General features: G+C 34.6%; 11 protein-coding genes. All 11 read right to left on the bottom strand.

Annotated elements, in window-relative coordinates:
• Positions 1–18 precede the first annotated feature (18 nt).
• A complete protein-coding gene (locus tag N7548_RS04380) occupies positions 19–501 on the bottom strand; it encodes a pyridoxamine 5'-phosphate oxidase family protein (protein ID WP_263608226.1) in 483 nt (160 codons plus the stop codon).
• Positions 501–4,208 (bottom strand): AAA domain-containing protein, encoded by a 3,708-nt coding sequence (locus N7548_RS04375; RefSeq protein ID WP_263608225.1) that lies wholly within the window; start codon positions 4,206–4,208, stop codon positions 501–503. Before N7548_RS04375 ends, N7548_RS04380 begins: the two co-directional genes overlap by 1 nt.
• A 135-nt stretch (positions 4,209–4,343) precedes the next feature.
• Entirely contained in the window at positions 4,344–4,862 is a 519-nt protein-coding gene (locus N7548_RS04370) for a GNAT family N-acetyltransferase (RefSeq protein WP_263608224.1), read from the bottom strand.
• A 112-nt stretch (positions 4,863–4,974) separates the two neighbouring features.
• Positions 4,975–9,771, bottom strand: coding sequence for a RecQ family ATP-dependent DNA helicase (locus N7548_RS04365; protein WP_263608223.1), 4,797 nt, complete (start codon positions 9,769–9,771; stop codon positions 4,975–4,977).
• Positions 9,772–9,916: 145 nt separating this feature from the next.
• Entirely contained in the window at positions 9,917–11,698 is a 1,782-nt protein-coding gene (locus N7548_RS04360) for an AIPR family protein (protein ID WP_263608222.1), read from the bottom strand.
• A gap of 145 nt (positions 11,699–11,843) precedes the next feature.
• A complete protein-coding gene (locus N7548_RS08955; protein ID WP_373425174.1) occupies positions 11,844–12,068 on the bottom strand; it encodes a hypothetical protein in 225 nt (74 codons plus the stop codon).
• A gap of 14 nt (positions 12,069–12,082) precedes the next feature.
• Complete coding sequence (locus tag N7548_RS04355) at positions 12,083–13,042, bottom strand: HNH endonuclease domain-containing protein (protein WP_263608221.1); 960 nt, start codon at positions 13,040–13,042, stop codon at positions 12,083–12,085.
• The gene (locus N7548_RS04350) at positions 13,042–13,407 is read right to left on the bottom strand and encodes an HIT family protein (RefSeq protein WP_263608220.1); all 366 of its coding nucleotides are present in this window, start codon (positions 13,405–13,407) and stop codon (positions 13,042–13,044) included. Before N7548_RS04350 ends, N7548_RS04355 begins: the two co-directional genes overlap by 1 nt.
• Positions 13,408–13,553: 146 nt before the next feature.
• A complete protein-coding gene (locus N7548_RS04345) occupies positions 13,554–14,699 on the bottom strand; it encodes a helix-turn-helix domain-containing protein (RefSeq protein WP_263608219.1) in 1,146 nt (381 codons plus the stop codon).
• A gap of 105 nt (positions 14,700–14,804) precedes the next feature.
• Complete coding sequence (locus N7548_RS04340; RefSeq protein WP_263608218.1) at positions 14,805–16,895, bottom strand: hypothetical protein; 2,091 nt, start codon at positions 16,893–16,895, stop codon at positions 14,805–14,807.
• A 179-nt stretch (positions 16,896–17,074) separates the two neighbouring features.
• Positions 17,075–18,315 (bottom strand): RNA-guided endonuclease InsQ/TnpB family protein (locus N7548_RS04335; RefSeq protein ID WP_263608217.1); only part of this gene is annotated, 1,241 nt, incomplete at its 5' end.

Here is an 18,315-nt window from a genome sequence, read left to right as displayed (position 1 = left end):
CATCTTTCTTTGAACTAATTAAGATTTGGATGGTCGATGTCCAGCCCCACGAATGGGTTCTAGTGCTTTACCATTCACCTCAAATGCACTGCCTGCCCCTAAGACCAATTGGCCTTGAATGGGTGTGCATTTTACGATTGTAAAATCCATCGATAAAAAGGACTTCACCGCGTCACCAAGGCGTTCTGTCATCATACTGATCACATCATGATTGGTGATGTCTAAGGTAATCGCTGTTTCTAGATACAATCTTTTTCGGAAAAAGACACTTTGGGCTTTGGATTCATCTTCAATCCATAACAACCCTGCAATAGGACGTTGTCTTAAGTATTTGGTGTGTTTCGCCATATTCGAGATGATGATATAGTAGTCTCCATCAAACATCCCAAATGGGGCGCAGGATGTATAGGGGTTGCCTCCGTCATCGATGGTGGATAAGACCACGGATTTCATGCTTAGCACGAGTGTTTCCATGTCGGTATAGGCTTGTTGTAAGTCCATTAGAGGGCACTTCCTTTCGCTTTCAACTGTTCTTTGATGTCCTTGATGATGGTTTGTGGGTGGTTATACCAATTCGCTTCAAAAATACGATAAGGGGTCCAACCACGGGCCATTAAGAATCGTTCTTGGTGGATGAGGTCACGTCTGGAATTGACATCTTCTCTTTGGATGGCACATAAGATACCAAGCACATAGTTAGCTGTATTTGGGTCTTTGATGGCTAAATCCACTTTATAATTACCGATACCCACTTTCGGTTCAACCGTGAATCCTGCTTTGGTCAATTTGTCATAAATATCTTGTTCAAGTTTGTTTAACGGTATTGTTTTGGTTTCTAACGCGTGTAATTCACTGAGGACTTGTTTCGCAATCTCTGAATCCTTTTTCGAGATGGCGTAACAATAACGCATGAAGGATTTCAAGTATCTTGGACCTAAACCAGATAAATCTTCGACTTTGAATTCTTCCGGCATCAACGAAGACACGAAATGAATCTTTTGTTTGGCTCTGGTGATCGCGACATTGAGTCGGTTTTGTCCACCTTCGTGGTTCAACCAGCCAAACCGTCTTTCCACCACGCCTTGGCTATTTTTCGCATATCCCATCGAGAAAATGATGATGTCTCGTTCATCCCCTTGAACGTTTTCAATGTTCTTAACAAACAAGCTTTGATCTTCATTGTCTTCTTTTCTAAAGAGTTCCTTTTCAAAGTAAGATTGATAGACCCCCTGTTTGAAGAGTTCTTGGTCAATCAAATCCAATATAGCGTCGCGCTGCGCACTGTTAAACGTGATGACACCGATGGTTTCGTTTTTTTGTCTTTCTTTAAATATCTTCTTTAACAGTTGAACAACCGCTTTCGCTTCGGTTAGATTTTGTCTCTTTTCGAATAAACCATCTTTGATATAATGGTATTCAATTGGTGGTAAAATCGATGGGTTCGCGTTTGGCGACACCAGGAGTTTACCGTCGTAAAAAGCATGGTTTGAGAAAGCGATGAGTTCTTCATAATTCGAACGATAATGGTAATTGAGGATCGTTTCTTGGTATTTGTATCGAGCTAAATCGAGTAAGCTTTTCGCATCCAGTCTAATATCCTTATACACTTCTTGTTCATAGAGTTCATCGTCGTCGGAAATACGACCAAACCCTAAAGCGCTAGGTCTAAGTTGTTTTGGGTCTCCCGCAATCACGACTTTTTTCGCACGATAAATCGCTGGGATGCCTTTTTCAACATACATTTGAGAGGCTTCATCAAAAATGACCAAATCAAATAACCCATATTGTAGTGGGATGAGGGCAGACACCAATTCTGGTGTCATCATCCACACTTTGATGTGGTTTAAGAGTTCAACTTGATAGGTTGAAATGAATGCTTTTAAGCTTGGTTTGTGTTCTAATTCCATCACGCGTTTGATTTCCATCACCCGCTTGGTGTTGGATAAGTCCAAGGCATGTTTATAGAGTTCCATTTCAAAGGATTCAATCGACAAAGCCCGTTTATCGGCCATTCTCGCATTCAGTAAGGCTTGTTTTTGATGGTACTCCTCAATGATGTATAAGTATTTCGCATTTTTCGCTTTGAAGATTTCTAAGAAGCCTGTATATAGCGCATCAAAAAGATAGCTACGATACTTATGGATGTCTGATATTCCTTTGAATAATGGGTCATGAATCAACATATCCAAATACTTTTGTTCGTTTTTCGATAAATGGTCATGTTTGGTTTCAAGTTTATTCAATTCTTTGATGTGTTCGAATAGATAGGTTTCTAAATCTGGGTGTTTAAAGATGGTTTCAATGTACTGGATCGAGGTCTTCTTTTTCTTGGTCAGATACAACAGTTTAGCACCCTCCGCTTGTTGGAAGGTTTTAAGGATTTTTCGTTTCTTGAAGAAACCCGATTGGGTGTAGTGTTGATGGGTGGTTGTAAAAGCGTCATGAAAAACAGTGTATTCTGCGATACTGCTTCTAGAGATGGCTTTTTCAAACGTTCTAACCATTGGATAGGTTTGTAAAATGGTCTCATAGTCGAGGTAGTTTTTAAGATGACTGTCTTTTTGAAAAGCCAGTTCAAGGGCTTTGATGACGGTGAAATCCAAGCCACCAAAGGCTTTGGTGAACGCTTGAGTCACATGTTTGGGTGATAACGCTGGATGGACATCTTTATCCTTAATGAATCGTTCATAGAGCTGATAAATCGGGATGTCTTGAACCTTTTGGTGATACATCAAATCTAGCGCTTGATCCATCGTTTGAAGCAATTGTTTTATTTCGGTTTCTAAGCGATAAATGTCATTATCGACGGTGCGTTTCGGTGCAGTCGTATCGAGCATTTGCGCGACTTTTTGATAGAAATAAGGCTTATTTTCGATGTCATCGATGAACATCACATATTTAGCTGCAGATTTCAATCGTTTATAGATGACATCTAGAGCCACTTTTTTCTCAGAGACGATCAACACATTTTCCCCTTTGAGGATCGATGACGCAATCAAACTCGTGATGGTTTGAGATTTGCCTGTCCCTGGGGGTCCCCAGACGACGAGTTTCTTCTCTCTATTTAAGAGTTCTATGACCTTTTCTTGGGCATAGTTCAAGTCATTGATATATGAAATTTTATCCTCATCGATCGATCCACTGGAAATCTCATAATTGAGGGCTTTTTCAGGTTTATCTAAACCCGACTCCTCAATCAATCCTTCGAGTAACACATTGTATTTGTGTTGTTTGAGGATATCCGCCATATCCTTTTGAAGCTCCGATGAAAAGAGCTGATATCGACCCAAGACCAAATAGCGGTGGGTTTCAAACACACCTTTTTTCTTTTTCATGAAGGTTTCTTTGAGTTCACTCTTGAACGGTTCATACGTATTGAAATCCCCTAGGTGGATGTCTAATCCATGGGACTTATAAAATGGGACGACCACTTCTTTAATGACTTTGTCTGAATACTCTTTGATAGGTGGGGTTTCAATCGATACCGATATTTGATCGAGTTTGTTGGTTGCGAGAACGAGGTCTTTATTGAGTAAGATATCTTTATCTAAATCTTTAATGAGTTTAAATACGCGTTTTTCACGAACCAATTTGACAGGGATGAATAGTAAAGGCGATTTGATTGCGAAAAGGTCTTTCTTAAAAATACCTTCGATGAAGAGGGTAGCGATGTATAAGTCATAGCTACCGGTTTCTTTATAGGTTTTATTGACCTCACGATATAGGGTGGTCAAATGATTGAGTAAGGTTTCTGATTCGATTTTAAATGTATAGCTGGTTTTCTTGGGTGATAATAAGAATAAAGACATTTCTTCATTCATGACATGGGTCAAATCAAATCGTTGGGTTTTATCCATACGACCCACATAGAGATTGGGATTGGTTCTTGAGATGTTGGTTAAACGGTCTTTATAATGGTCTAAGACTTTATAAGCCTCTTTTGAGACTTCTTTTTCTTCAGAGACCATGGTTTGATAGATTTTAATGACATTGAGAAAACGTGTAGCGTATTTATCCATAAACGTTTCACTCACACCGGCAATGCCTAAAAAATCACTCACCTTGAGTGGTTTTTTGGTGGCGATGTCTCTTAGAATCTCATCCGTACAAATGGTTGGAACAGACCCATCCGGTTTTCGTTCCTCTTGTCGCATCAATTCTCTTTGTCGATCTAAGGCTTCTAATAATAAGTTCTTTTTAAGTGCCACAGGTCATCCCTCCATTCTATGGTTCTATTCTAACATTAATATGAAGTTATCCAAAGGATATATGATTGATATTTTATATCTACTTTACTATAGAAAAGAATTCGCCAAAACGGCGAATTCTTGTATGGATTTTATTCATTTAAGTTTCAATTCATAATACACTTGATCCAAGTCATACTGACCAGTCAGTTTATTAAATCTTCCATGTATGGTGGTGGATACATGATGCATACCCAATTTTTCCATGAGTTTGTAGGATGCAATGTTTCTTGAATCAGCGGTTGCGTGAAGGGTTTCCATACCAAGTGATTTTGCGAGAGCAATCATTTCTTTGGCGGCTTGAAATACGATACCTCTTCGATGATAGGCTTCATTTAAAATCCACCCAATTTCAGCACTTTGGGCTACATAATCTACAATTAAAGCAATCCCACCAATGATTTTACCTTCAAATTCAATACCATATTCAAAATTCGTGATCGGTGTTTTTGAATAATGACTAAATACATAGTTTAAGAAAACTTGGGTATCTTCAATGGTATTGGGTCCCCATAACATGTATTGGGTGGTGATTGGGTTGGATGCGTAAAGGTGGATGTCTTCTATGTCATTTTGAGTGAAAGGGCGAATTTTTAAAATCAAATTAGTTGTCATTTTTTTTATCCTTAGCGAACTCATATCAATGTGTCTTTTCACAGTTTTTGGCTTCTCGGAATAATTGTTTTTGTCGAATACTTCAATTTAAACAAATAAATTATCTGAAAAGTTATTCTCGAGATTCTGTTGGACTTTCCTCTTTATTCATATTGAAATCAAAAGTCAATTCTGGTAATACAATCAAGTAATCTTTTTCTTCTTCTTTATCCCACCAATAAACCATGAATTTTACAATGGCCTTAGTTAATGAATAACCACTATCAAGCAATTCTCTAACACGATCACTATATTTCTTAGATAATTTGAGAATTTTGCGTTCATCCTTAACCATCACATCATCAATGATTGTTAACGTATCACCTGATTTGAGTTTCTTAATGGCATTTTGAACCAACTTAAAGTATCCTAATGCAACGTCCTCATGGTTAATCTGATATATGAGTCGTTCTGGTTTATTGTAGACGACTTCATTAATCGAAGCAACAAGATTTTCAGCTTTAAAATAATTGAAAATATTTGAAACTGTATGAATAATCAAATTGTTCTTCGCCCTAGTCAATCCTACGTACATCGCTCGCTTTTGCTCGTCATTTAACCAAAGATTGTCATCAAGGATGTAAACATTATCGAACTCTTTGCCCTTGGTTTTGTGAAAAGTTGATACCATAACTGGTGCATCTTCAACATAATCCGATAGATTGGTTTCAAAAATGAAGGACTCTAAATCTGAATAATAGAATGCTGTTTTATACTCATTTCTGAAAGCTCTCATAATTCTGATGCACATCTTGTAGTTAGATGTATCTTTGAAGATATCATCAAATCTAATAACCGCATTTTTCCAAGTATCATTGGACACCATACCTTCATGGATATCATTGGAAAAAAATGACATGAAAACTCTAATTTCATACAGACTGAATACTTTAAGTCTTTCATTGTTTTGAATTAGATTGGCTGAAATTCCTTTGAGGTTAAGTATACCGAGCGCATGTAATGCCTGTTCGTTCTTCCATGTAATAATACAAGTTCTGCCTGGAGGATTCTCTAACATGACTTGTTCGACGATACCGACAATTAAATTTTCGGATGTTCTATGTCTAATGACTTCAATTCGGCCATTATCTTTTGTATATGCTACAATAGGGTTATTTTTGATTCGATTAGGTATGAAATTTACGAATTGATTGGTAAATGTGACCAAATTATTCTTACTTCTATAATTCGTTGATAATTCATAAAATGCACCATCATCTGTCATTAATTCCTTGAAATACTTCGAGTTAGAACCTCTAAACTCATAAATGTTTTGATCATCATCACCAACCGCGATAATTCGAATATTTTCATTAAACTCGATGATTTCATTGATTAAATCATACTCATTTTGGTCCATATCCTGTGCTTCATCAATCACCAATACCATTTTAGTAATCTTTGAAGGATCAACATCGCCTGAACGTATGTTTTCAACAGCACTTTGAACGATACCTTCGGTTTTATCAATCGATCCAACTCGACCTAAAATGTCAAAACAAAATGAGTGAAACGTCATTATATCAACGAAATATGATGCCTCACCGATGAGTTTGTATAGTCTATCTTTAAATTCTCCGACCGATGCTCTTGAAAAAGTTAGCATCATCAACTGCTCTGTTCGAATGTCCTCTGTATACAAAATCGATGCTAATTTATGTACTAAAAGCTTTGTTTTCCCACTACCAGGTCCAGCTGCAACAACAATTCGATTATGATCTTTGTCTTTGATCACAGCCAATTGTTCAGGTGACAGTGATCCAAAAAGTTCTTTAAACTTGGCTGGTGTCATGCTTCTTTCGATATCTTTCTTACGATCACCTTTAAAGTATTTGCCTAAAAATTCGTTAAATTCGTATTGAAAATAATCGTCGACAAACAACAATGCTTCTTGATAGTTTTTAATCATTTTGCTGGCATATTCACCAACGATATGTACTTGTTCTCTTCTACTTTGATAAAAGGAATCCAATTGTTCATAATCGGTTTTCGTGAATTGTTTATGCGGATTTTTTTCAATTCTTTCAATATATAGCGGACTATAAATAACCATAAATCCGCCTTCAATCGTAATGATTCCACTACGTTGCATGAAAAATAGTGCATCTTCTATATCGTCTAAGTTAACGTTATAGTCAAGCATTCCCTTGCTATTATCATAGAATTGTTTAAGCTCAAGTACTGAAAACACAACAGTGCTGAATTCAGTATTGCTTTTTTGCTCACTCATCAATCGATATAAATAATTAATAATGATACTCGAAATAGCCGCATTTTTTTGAATCAACTCTTTGATATATTCAGGTTTTTGGTTGAACTCAATCGAAACATTGTCTTTCCCGTTTTTCTTTAAATCAATCCATTTTTTAATCGCAAAATAGTTTATGATACCTCTAACTTGTTTGAGATTGGAATCAATACCACTGTTTAATGCATGGTCATTGAGATCTTTTAGATTATAAAATTTTTGATCTGGTGATAAAACGCTTAATATATATTGAATGAGTTCAACTTGATTATCCAAACTTTTTTGAACCGTACTAGACCCTTTTGTTCGTTTCAAAAAAGCCGATAAGTCTTTATGGTCTGCTAATAGTTGAATTTCACGTAGATGGTTAATCGATTTTAATACTAAATGTTTTTCTACACCTAAATTTTCAGCAATGTAATCTACTCTAGATTCCGCTTCGCCATCTGCACCTTTGTTTTTACTCTGACTTGATATTAAGAGCTTTATAATTCGCTTTGTTAAAGATTTCTCAGTTTCAGGAATCAATTCTGATTCATCGATTTTTTTGGCAGCATCTGCCATCGTTTTAGCCATAATACTATTGGCAAAAACACGAGGTGAATTTTGTCCGCGCAACAAATATCCAGTTTCTTCAAGTGTTGCGACCGCTGTGGTTACTCGTGTTTCCAAGTCATGTATGCTCTCATCCCATCCAGCGATTCTAGCTATTTCAAGCGCTGATTGTGAAATACTCTCCCTCACTTTTGTTAGTTCTTTGACAGCTTTCCATATTTGTTGGATTTCTTTAAGGTTGAGTTTGCTACGATTTAACAATTCAAAATGACCGTTTAAATCTTGCTCATTGTATAGAATATAGCACTGTGCATGAATGTGTTCATCCCGACCAGCTCTACCAGATTCTTGTACATAATCTTCAAGGGAACTAGAAATTTGATAATGAATGACACACCCGATATCTTTCTTGTCTACACCCATTCCAAACGCTGAGGTTGCGATCATGATTGGGTTTATCCCCTTCATGAACTTATCCTGCTCTTCTACTTTTGCATCTTTCTCCATGCTGCCATGAAAACGAGAAACAGAAAAATGATCCTTTTTCATCCGCTCATACAGTGAATCTACAATTTTCGTTCTCGAAGCATAAATGATGGTTGGACAATTTTCTTGTTCTATGATACTTCTCAGTTTTTGGTATTTTTCTTCGTCGTCTGTGACATCAATCACTTTGTAAGCTAGATTGGTTCTTCGTGATGATGTCTGGTATATTTTCATATCTAAGTTTAAGTGTTCTTTAAAATAATTCGATATATCTTCGATGACGTTTTTCTTTGCTGTAGCCGTAAAACAGGAAACAGGGATTGAAGTTTTATTTCCTTTCACTTCTTGAATATGTTTGATGAACTTTCCAATATATAGATAATCAACCCTGAAATCGTGACCCCAAGAAGAAAAACAGTGTGCTTCATCTATGACAAATCTCGTTACATGTCTTTTAATTAATAATCTTTCAATCGTTTTTGACCGAAGAGATTCTGGAGCAATATATAGAATGCCCGCTAATCCACTTTCAACTCTCTCAATAGCTTCTTTTCGTTGTATAGGGTCGAGCAAGCCACTAATCGCAACCGCTGAAACAATCGAATTGTCTTCTAAATTATCTACTTGATCTTTCATCAGTGATTGTAATGGTGAAATAACAACTGTTAACCCTCTGGTATTTTCTCTACTTAAGAGTGCTGGTAATTGATACGTTAATGATTTCCCACCACCGGTAGGAAAAACAGCAATCAAAGATTCATTTTTGATTGCGGATTTAACCGCTTGTTCTTGAAGTGGTAAATCATTATATTTCCTAAAGTCCTCATAACCGAAAAAGCGTTTCAGGGCGTGTTTTGCATCTAAATGGGTATTACAATAGTCACAACCTTGTCTGCACGGTGTGCTTCTAAGTTTGATCATTAAGGGTTCAACTTTTGGATAGTTCATTAAAACCCACCCAGGCATCAGTGAATCTGCTTCGCTCGTCGTAATTAATGATAAGCAATATGCCAATTCGACTCTAACTTCTTTCAGCAAAGCGTTGATGTCGATATTGTGACAGACTTTGTCTCCAAAGTATAACTGAATTAGTTCCACAAGATTACGCACTTTAGGATTGTATTTCATATGTTTGAAAAAACCGGAAAATCCAGGTTCATCTTTTAATATCGAATAATAGATTTGTTTTAGCGTATCATCAAGTCGATTGAATGCATCAACTTCATCCATAAATAAAATTTGTGCGTTTCGAGCGTCATTCAGTGGGTTATTCAGTGAATCACTATCGAGTTTATCGTTTTTAACCAAATGATGATATGGTCTTTCTGGGAACAATAAAGCTGAGAGATACAAGGTGTCTATAGTAGTTTCTAAGGGGATAAACTTTCGAGGTAATATCCGGTTTAGGTGAATAAAGTCGTGTGAAACGAAATTGTGACCGCAAAAAAAATCTACTTTCTTCGTGAATTTAATCAGTTCTTGAATGCTCTTGGTGTGTAGTATTTCACCATTTTCTTTGATACATCCAATATCTGAAACCACTTTATTTTTACTTATTTCAGTGTCTATGAATCCAATCATGTTGCACTCCTATAATTCTTGTATTTGATAAAATCATATTCTTATAATTAATTATAGCATTTCGTTGAGAATATTATCATACATAAATATAGTAGTGTATTATCACGTAAAAAAGAACATTAAAAAATGTCCTTTTAGTGTAAACTCAAACATTATTGAATTTTATTAAATATTCCATTAATAATTCGTTTTCTTGAAGAACTTCAAATGCTCTCGGAACAATGTCGTTGTAATAGACAGAGTCTAATTTTAAATAATTTGCGACTGTTATAGTTTCCCTGTTTTGCTCCCTTGATTTTTTCTCAATGCGATAAACATAAGTAAGAATTTCATCTAATATTATGTCAAATACTTTATAAGTTATCTCTGTTTCATCATCAAGTGATTTTTCGTATATCTTCTCATACCGCTTAAGTTTTGTGTATAAATATTCTTTTCTCTGGTCAAATGCTTGTTTTTTATAATCCTGTTCTTTAATAAACTCCCTTGTTGCTGAAGTTAATAGTGTAAAAATCGATATAAAATGTAGTTCTCCATTTGCTAAAATAGAGATTTTATCCTCAGATGAGAAACTCTTTTTATTCTTTTTATATTGATTATAATGATTTTTCAATTGAACAAGCTGATTTGCAAGTAGAGTCCTAGGTTCATCAGGGAAAATGCGATGATAGTAATCTTCTGAATAAATTTTTTTTGTACCTGATCGAGATGTTCCGGGCATTTGCAATATTGATGCCATTATCAATTTTCCTATCATATCACTATTAGCTTTCACAAAAGAATTGTATTTTTTCTCGATGAATTCACCTCTCTTGAGTACATAATAGATTCCAAGTTTCGATAATTCGCTTTTAAGTTTAAGTTGCTCCATCTTATTAGAGATTAAATCTTTATCTTTTATTGCTTTTTGTAAGTTAGAGGATTCAGCAACTTTCAAAATGAATATTTCTTGATCCTTTTCTGTTTCACCAACAGTTTTAATTATTTTAACCTGCACAAAGAAATCTTGATTTTGTGAAAAGTTTATTTGCCCAATAAGTGCCGTAGTTTGTCCTCCATTAACTATTGAAAAATCATATAAAACAATTTCTTTTGAATTGATTTCATAGTTAGAAGAGACAATAATAATACCATTATTGAAATACCAAAAGTTATCAGGCTCATTTTTAATGGTCTGATTAATTCCTTTATCGACCTTTTTGTCCTTAATATAGTATCTTAAGTTTGAGGCTAACAACCCTTTGTTGTGGTATTTTTTAAACAATTCATTAATTGATTGAGCAGAGGCATTGACAATAATGGAATCACCATAGGATAAAAAATTATCGACTTTATCAATCTTCATTTTCGCCTTAGGTACTGAAAATTTACCTGTATCGATAAGTACAACTTGTTCAATTATATCTCTGCCAAAAAAAATATCAATTGAATAGTTTTCAGTTTCTAGTTTTTTTATCTCTTTTAAATAGCCATTCTTTGTATTATTATCTTTTACTTCGAATGAAGTGAAAATATATATTTTTATTTGTGAATCTTCATTCGTATTTTCTGTACAGTCTAAATACGACTGAACCAATTCTTTTTTATAGTTAGTGTCGTTTCTTTTCTTTAAATCTTTTAGTGTTTTTAATATTTTGTGTATCTCTGATTCTACGTCTTTAACACTTAGTTTGGTACTATCATAATATTTCGATTGAATAATAATCAAATCATTATTTTCGCTATAAGAATCAGTGAATATTGCATCAATTCCGCCATCATTTGCACCATCTACAATATATTCTAAGGTTTCATCTGCTGAAAAAATATCATCATAAAAAAAATATTTAATACAAAAAGCGGTAAATATCTTTTCATTAGTAATCTCTATGGTAGGATAATACCTACTCTTGAATTCTTCAATTAAATCATTCATTTTTTTATCCATATGCAACCTCACATATTATGTTCTATAATTTAATTAGATCACGATTTAATATATATGTCAAGATCACTATTAAAGTAAAAAAATCATGCGATTGCATGATTCACTTTAATATCCAATTAAATCATATCTTGAATAGTAGATTTGATTATATTAACTTATAATGACCTTCATTAACAAACTCCAACATTCCTTTATCTCTCAGGACCTGGAGTATTTGCCGTATTTTGTCTTGAATAAAATGGTTGTTCGGATAATATAGTTTAAAATAGTCTTCAAATTGATAAATATCGTTTAGAGAAAATACTCTATAACCAAAATTTTTCACTATTACGTCATAAACAAGTAAATTCCAACCTTTTAAGTCTTTCATATTCAAATCACTCCTTATGATATCAATGATTGATAGAACTTAGTAACATAGTGATGCTCCAATGATTCCATCAATTCTTCTATTTGCTTCGGATCTTGTATGACCTCTAACAATTGCTTGTTTCTTTCCTCAAGTTTCGCGATATAGTCATCCTTCGGAGGACGATTGGATTTTGAACTATTATTGGATTTCGATGTAATAACCAAATTCCATAAATCATCTGAATACATATAAGACCATGGAATAAAGTGATCAATGGATATGTCATCTGTACTGATAATTTCATCGGTATAAAAATCTCGAATATCATCTTTGTAAAGCATCATTAAAATATCTTTGTATTTGGCTAAATTATTGCGTTTCAACTTATTGTCTGATGAGCCTTTTACTTTCGAAACAATACGTGGTTGTGTATTGTATTTTTCCAGTAATTGAGCCCATTTATAATTAAACAACTGTGTTAAAACTTCGCTATATGAAATGAGTAATTTTGAATCTTCTAATCCGATTTCAATGTATCTATTTTTTATATTGAGGTCATATACTGAAATTACACCATGGTCTATATTCATAAAACGCCATGACACATTTTGAGTTAATACGGTTGAAATGCTTCTTATCGTGTGTTCAACAATTTTATCATCAATTTTATGAATCGCTTTATCGAACCATACAGGTATATTTGATTCTATATTTTTATAGTGATTAATCAAATCATTTGTTAATTGTAAAACCACTGGCGGATACTCATGACTAGCACTTTGTTTCAATCCGAAAAAGAAAGTTTGATTCCAATAGTACTTCATCATATTTCTCGCAATCTCATCAAAATGGATTCGGTAATTAGCACCAACTTCACTACCTTGATTGGTTGAAATGCATTCGATGATAGCCCTGCCCCAAGCTAATTTATACGTATTGTCATTAGACATTCCATTTAAGATATCAAACCATTTTTTAATGTAGCTATCCATTAATAAACCTGCTTCTGAGGAATGACACCTCGTACTCCTCCACGTGGATTCTCCATATCACCTTGATATCTAGGGATTAAATGGACATGTAGATGCATGATGGTTTGGCCTGCTGCTAAACCGTTGTTGATTCCGATATTATAACCATCTGGATGAAATTCATTATCCAATTTCGATTTCATAATGATTAATGCTTCATCAATGGCTTCTTTTTCTGATTTAGATAATTCGAAGTAGTTTGAGATATGTCTTTTTGTAATGATGAGTGTATGTCCAGGATTAACTGGAAATCCATCATATATGACGTAAATATACTCGTTTTCAAAAATGATCTTCTTGTCTTTTCGTTCACAAAAAATACACATGTACGTTAACCTCCAAACTAATTAACTATTACTTAGATTATACCTTTTTTTGTAATAAATGCGTTACGACATTTAATCAATATACATAAATTCAAAGAAAAACCTGTATTTCTATGGATTGGCCAAAAAAATACAGGTTATTTTCATTAAATTGTTTGATTATCAACCATTTTATTGAGTTTACTACTTACTATAAAGAATATAACTACATAGTAAATGAACTGATAACTAATCATTACATCATTGTAATGTAGTGTTATTCTTGCTAAATGGTTTAAATCAGCACTCACAAAATATCCTATTGGTAAACTTATTATCAATAGTAGGATATATGCTAACTTATTCTTATTTTTCTTGTTAAAATGGAAAACGAATAAGCCTGATAGTATTAAAAACAATAAAGCTACCCCTCTAAAGATGTAAAAATTCGGATAGAAAAATATCATTAGATAATAATTTAGATTCCCGTCCATAATGGTATTATAAAGTTCTCCATCGATTATTTCTGAATACTTAAAACTGGATTGAAATCCACAAAATATTATCAGCAAAATTAGAAAGAATAATGATGTCCTTAAAAATTTATTCCATGCTAGAGTTTGTTCATTGAGTGTTTTCGAGAGAATTCTAGAACTATAAACAAATAGTATTAACAAAATCGGTCCTTCAATGATGAATCCCTGTAGAAATTGAAATATGAACATATTGCTCCATGAAACGAATCCAATCAGAAGTGCATAAAAGATAATTGTATCAATTAGTACGATCCACCAAATTAATCTACGAACTTTTGTTTTATTTAGATCGTATGCACAGTTTATATTGTCATCATCGCTCATTTCTCGCATATTTTGATAGTGGACATATCCCAAAACAAATGTAATAATGCTGATGATAAAGAATAAACTCACAATAACAATGGATAAATAGAACATGGAACCGTACAAAATAACACCTAAAATGATACCGAACAAATTTATACCCAATGATATATAGAAAAATAACATCAGCTTGCTAAAAAGTTTGTACGCAAGCATTTGATTAATTCGATGCGTCTTTGCAGGTTGAATCGTCGTCTCTTCTGTTATTTTACCTCTGAGTAAAGTGTCTACACTGACTTCATACAAATCTGCTACTGCTGTAATAATTGAGATGTCTGGAAGTCCATCACCATTTTCCCATTTTGATATGGTTTTTGGACTAACCAGTAACACGTCTGCTACTTGTTGTTGAGTATACCCTTTTGATAATCTTAGTGACTTTAATAATGTGCCTGTTTTCTTAACATCCATGATAGCACCTCCAATGTGAGTGTACTAGAAAGTAGATAAAACGGTAACCTCTTAATCGTAGAATTTTATCCACGCTTAAGGGTAGTCTATTCATATTTGCTGTAGTTAGTATATTCGAAATGTATCTTGTACAATATAATATGACTGCTTCAATCGTTCATGATACGTTGGTAGTCCCCAATTATCCCAAGTATATGGTGCTAGTGACATTAAGTCATTACCTGTGCTTGCTCCGATATAAATATGGTCAAACGGTTCACCTACAAAGACATTATCGCCTTTAAAGTTAGCCATTCTGGTTTTGGTTGAAGGGTCCATGATATTGAGTAATAAATATGGGATACGGATTTCGATATAATCGTTGGTTTGATAATAATCCGCTAATGAATTGTAATTTGGGTCAGATGGATCAGATATGCCCTCTTTAAATAAACCCGCTTCATATTTTGAAAATGGAATTACTTCATTGGTGCCAGGGATGTGTAGTTCTTTCGATAACGCATGATACATCCCAGTAAATAATCCACTGTTGATGGTATACATCCCAAGTGGCTTATCAATCATATCTAATACATCCCCATATAAATGACTGAATGCGTCATAATAAGGGTCTACTTCGATTCTTGAGGTTTCATCTATGGTAATTAAGAAGTCTGCATCACGATTGAATGTGATTTGCTTCGAAGGATAACTCAAGTTCCCTTGATTAGGAATGGTATCAATACCAATATAAATGGGTTCATTTACATGACCGTTGAGTTCTACCAAAAGATAGATATAACGTTCATCTTGGGTTGCTTTTAAGTGTAAATCATCCATTTGAACATATGGTACATCTTCCCAATCAGCAATACTGCCATCGAGTTTGATTTTGAGGGTTTCGCCCGGTTCAAAGGATAAAAGTCCAAACATCTGTTCATTGGTTTCAACGTTACTCCAAAATGGACGTTGCCACTCCAGGTCAAAATCCATCGTATTCCAAGTGCGTTTGAACCACTCATCTTGCCACGCAAAGATGAGTGCGCCTATACTACCGGCATCGTGGATGTCTTTAATCATCGATACCAGCATTTCACCTTGTTCTTTTTCCGTGTGTTGACCTTGATTAAATCTAGAATATCTCGCATCATGGGCTTTACCACGCGATGCAGGTACACCAAATTCTGCAACCAACACGGGCATTGTGTGATAAGCATTCAGTTGATCTAAATAAGCACGGTAGGTATTGATTGGGTCATAAGCATCAATCAAATCGGTTGAAAAATTCATAAACTCTGGGTAATACGGATACACATGATAAGAAGCGAACTGACCTGCAAAGGCTTTTTTCATGGTTTTGATGTGTTCTACATCGACACTTGCCAAATCTTCTTTAGGATCAGGTTCATTGGGATGAGTCAATGGGTCTGTGGTTAACCAATTGGTATAGGATAACGGTCTGGTGGTTTGATAGTGTTCTGCTTCATATGATAAGATCGCATCCCCTGCTTTCGCAAGAAACGCTTCAAATGGGGATGCGTTTTCTGTATATAAAAATTGTCCTTCAAAATGATTGATGGTTGGGTGTAATTGATTGGTATTATGAACGAATGTGGAGTCCCACTCTACGCCTAGTACCCAACCAATGATGTATTTTGATATGTCGTATGTATACGTCCCACTGGCGAAGCCTGGTCTAGGGTCTAACGTTTTATTGCCATGAAAGATATCGACCAAATTTTGACCATCCGAGATGAACTCTTGTAAAAGATGTTCATCCTCAGCGTAAGGATCATGAATTGCTTTAATCTTATCTTCATTGAGCCATAAGCCATGCATCACATAGAGTTTCTTTCGACTGCGTTCGTTGAATTCGAACAATGCGTCATAAAAGGCTGGGGTCATGGTGGTGTATACGCGAATCGTGTTCGCGTTCATTTCAGAGATTTGAAAAAACCATCGGATGTATTCTAATTTTGTGATTGCGAGTTCACCAGGAAAATAACCGGGTTTGGTTGCCCCAATATTGACACCTTTGATGAACGATTTTTCCATCTTGTTTCCATTATATATGTAAAAATCCCCGTCGTGAATACGTGCCGACGTGGTAAGTCCATCTACTGTATTGGATAGTTTGGGTTGTGTACACCCCACCAATATAGAACCCAAAATGGTCATCAATGTGAGGGTTGTAAGATAAAGCCATAGTTTTTTCATAAGAAAACCTCTTGTAAAGATTATACTAAAAATATGCTTTTATGTCTTCTAATATGTTACCTTTTGTCAATTGGTGGTTTGTTACGTATCTAAAAGAACAAAGAGGTGATAAATCACCCTTTACAGAATGACTTATGATATATACCTCTTAACGATTTAACTCGTCTTATTTAAAGCGACTATATACCAAATAGGTATGTACGCTTAGGTGTGTTCACACCTTTATTCCCTATCCATATGGCATCGGGATTACCTTTTCGAATCATATTTAATGAGGCATTTTGGTCCGCGTTGATCAAAGTGCCTTTTTGACTCTTATATAAACCTCTTTTGATTCTTACTCCAGAGAAATCACCATTCACGAATTCTTCTTGGTCTAGATATGAAGCTTTTGACGTGTACGCTTCATTGATTACTTTGGTTTCAATACCTAGCTGTTCTGCTAGATAGATGATTCGATCTCTAAGTCTCGCGATTGGTATACTTTTGGTCCATTGATTATAGGTATCTGATAGTCTTTCATCTTTGAAGGTATCGTTATAACCAATGATAATCTGTTTTACTTTGTTTTCTATTGCGTGATGGATAATGAGTTTAGCTGCTTTATAGATTCCATAATCCATTTGATGGTTACGTTTATCCATTAGACGAATCATTTGTTTGGTTAGAATGTTTTGATTGGGTCTAATACTCGCAAGCTTAGCGATTCTTTTATGATAAAACTGATTCATACTCTTTAATCGTTTCCCATCTAACAATAAGTGCTTATTATTCGTGACTGAACAAAACGCTAGGTTGTTATACCCAAAATCAATCCCCATAGTTTCTGTATAATCTTTGGTTTCTATTTTAGGAGTTTCATCTAGATAGACATAAACCACTTCGATGTACTTTCCATCATAGTAGGACTTGATGGTGATTTCTTTGATTGTTTTGGTTTGGATACATTCTGGTGTTTGGATGTCTAGAGATAAATCACTTAAATGGTTTAATTCGATTGTGTGCTTATGAATCTGTTTTGAATCCTTTTCTAGTTCTTTCGAAACTTTCTTAATGAAGTTACTTCTAGGTAAGGTATAGACTTTATCATCAGGTTTATAGACCATTCGGTCATAAAGTGGATAATAGGTATCTTTCTTTAAGTATCTAGGTAGTCTAATGGTTTGTTTAACCTTAGACTTCAAAGATCCAAAGAATCCTTTCATCGCTTCATCGACCTTACGAATAACCATTTGACCTTGAGTCGTACTTAAGTAACGATAATGTTCACTATCTTTCAGTAATTGATAGTTTTCGTTATAGGATAAATACCCATTGGTTTTGATAAAATGTTGTCTCACATTATAAAGTGCTTGATTATAGAGACTTCTTGAAGCACGCATCAATGATAATAGAAACTGATGTTGATTTGGATTAAGAT

Origin of the sequence: Paracholeplasma manati (genome assembly GCF_025742995.1) — a bacterium.
Classification (GTDB): Bacteria; Bacillota_I; Bacilli_A; order Acholeplasmatales; family UBA5453; genus Paracholeplasma; species Paracholeplasma manati.
This window is presented reverse-complemented; position numbering and strand designations above follow the sequence as displayed.

Excerpts from the sequence above, each read along its gene's own strand:
- N7548_RS04350 (WP_263608220.1), bottom strand. The coding sequence starts at position 13,407 with ATGTGTATTTTTTGTGAACGAAAAGACAAGAAGATCATTTTTGAAAAC.
- N7548_RS04345 (WP_263608219.1), bottom strand. The coding sequence starts at position 14,699 with ATGGATGTTAAGAAAACAGGCACATTATTAAAGTCACTAAGATTATCA.
- N7548_RS04380 (WP_263608226.1), bottom strand. The coding sequence starts at position 501 with ATGGACTTACAACAAGCCTATACCGACATGGAAACACTCGTGCTAAGC.
- N7548_RS04365 (WP_263608223.1), bottom strand. The coding sequence starts at position 9,771 with ATGATTGGATTCATAGACACTGAAATAAGTAAAAATAAAGTGGTTTCA.
- N7548_RS04370 (WP_263608224.1), bottom strand. The coding sequence starts at position 4,862 with ATGACAACTAATTTGATTTTAAAAATTCGCCCTTTCACTCAAAATGAC.
- N7548_RS08955 (WP_373425174.1), bottom strand. The coding sequence starts at position 12,068 with ATGAAAGACTTAAAAGGTTGGAATTTACTTGTTTATGACGTAATAGTG.
- N7548_RS04360 (WP_263608222.1), bottom strand. The coding sequence starts at position 11,698 with ATGGATAAAAAAATGAATGATTTAATTGAAGAATTCAAGAGTAGGTAT.
- N7548_RS04340 (WP_263608218.1), bottom strand. The coding sequence starts at position 16,895 with ATGAAAAAACTATGGCTTTATCTTACAACCCTCACATTGATGACCATT.
- N7548_RS04355 (WP_263608221.1), bottom strand. The coding sequence starts at position 13,042 with ATGGATAGCTACATTAAAAAATGGTTTGATATCTTAAATGGAATGTCT.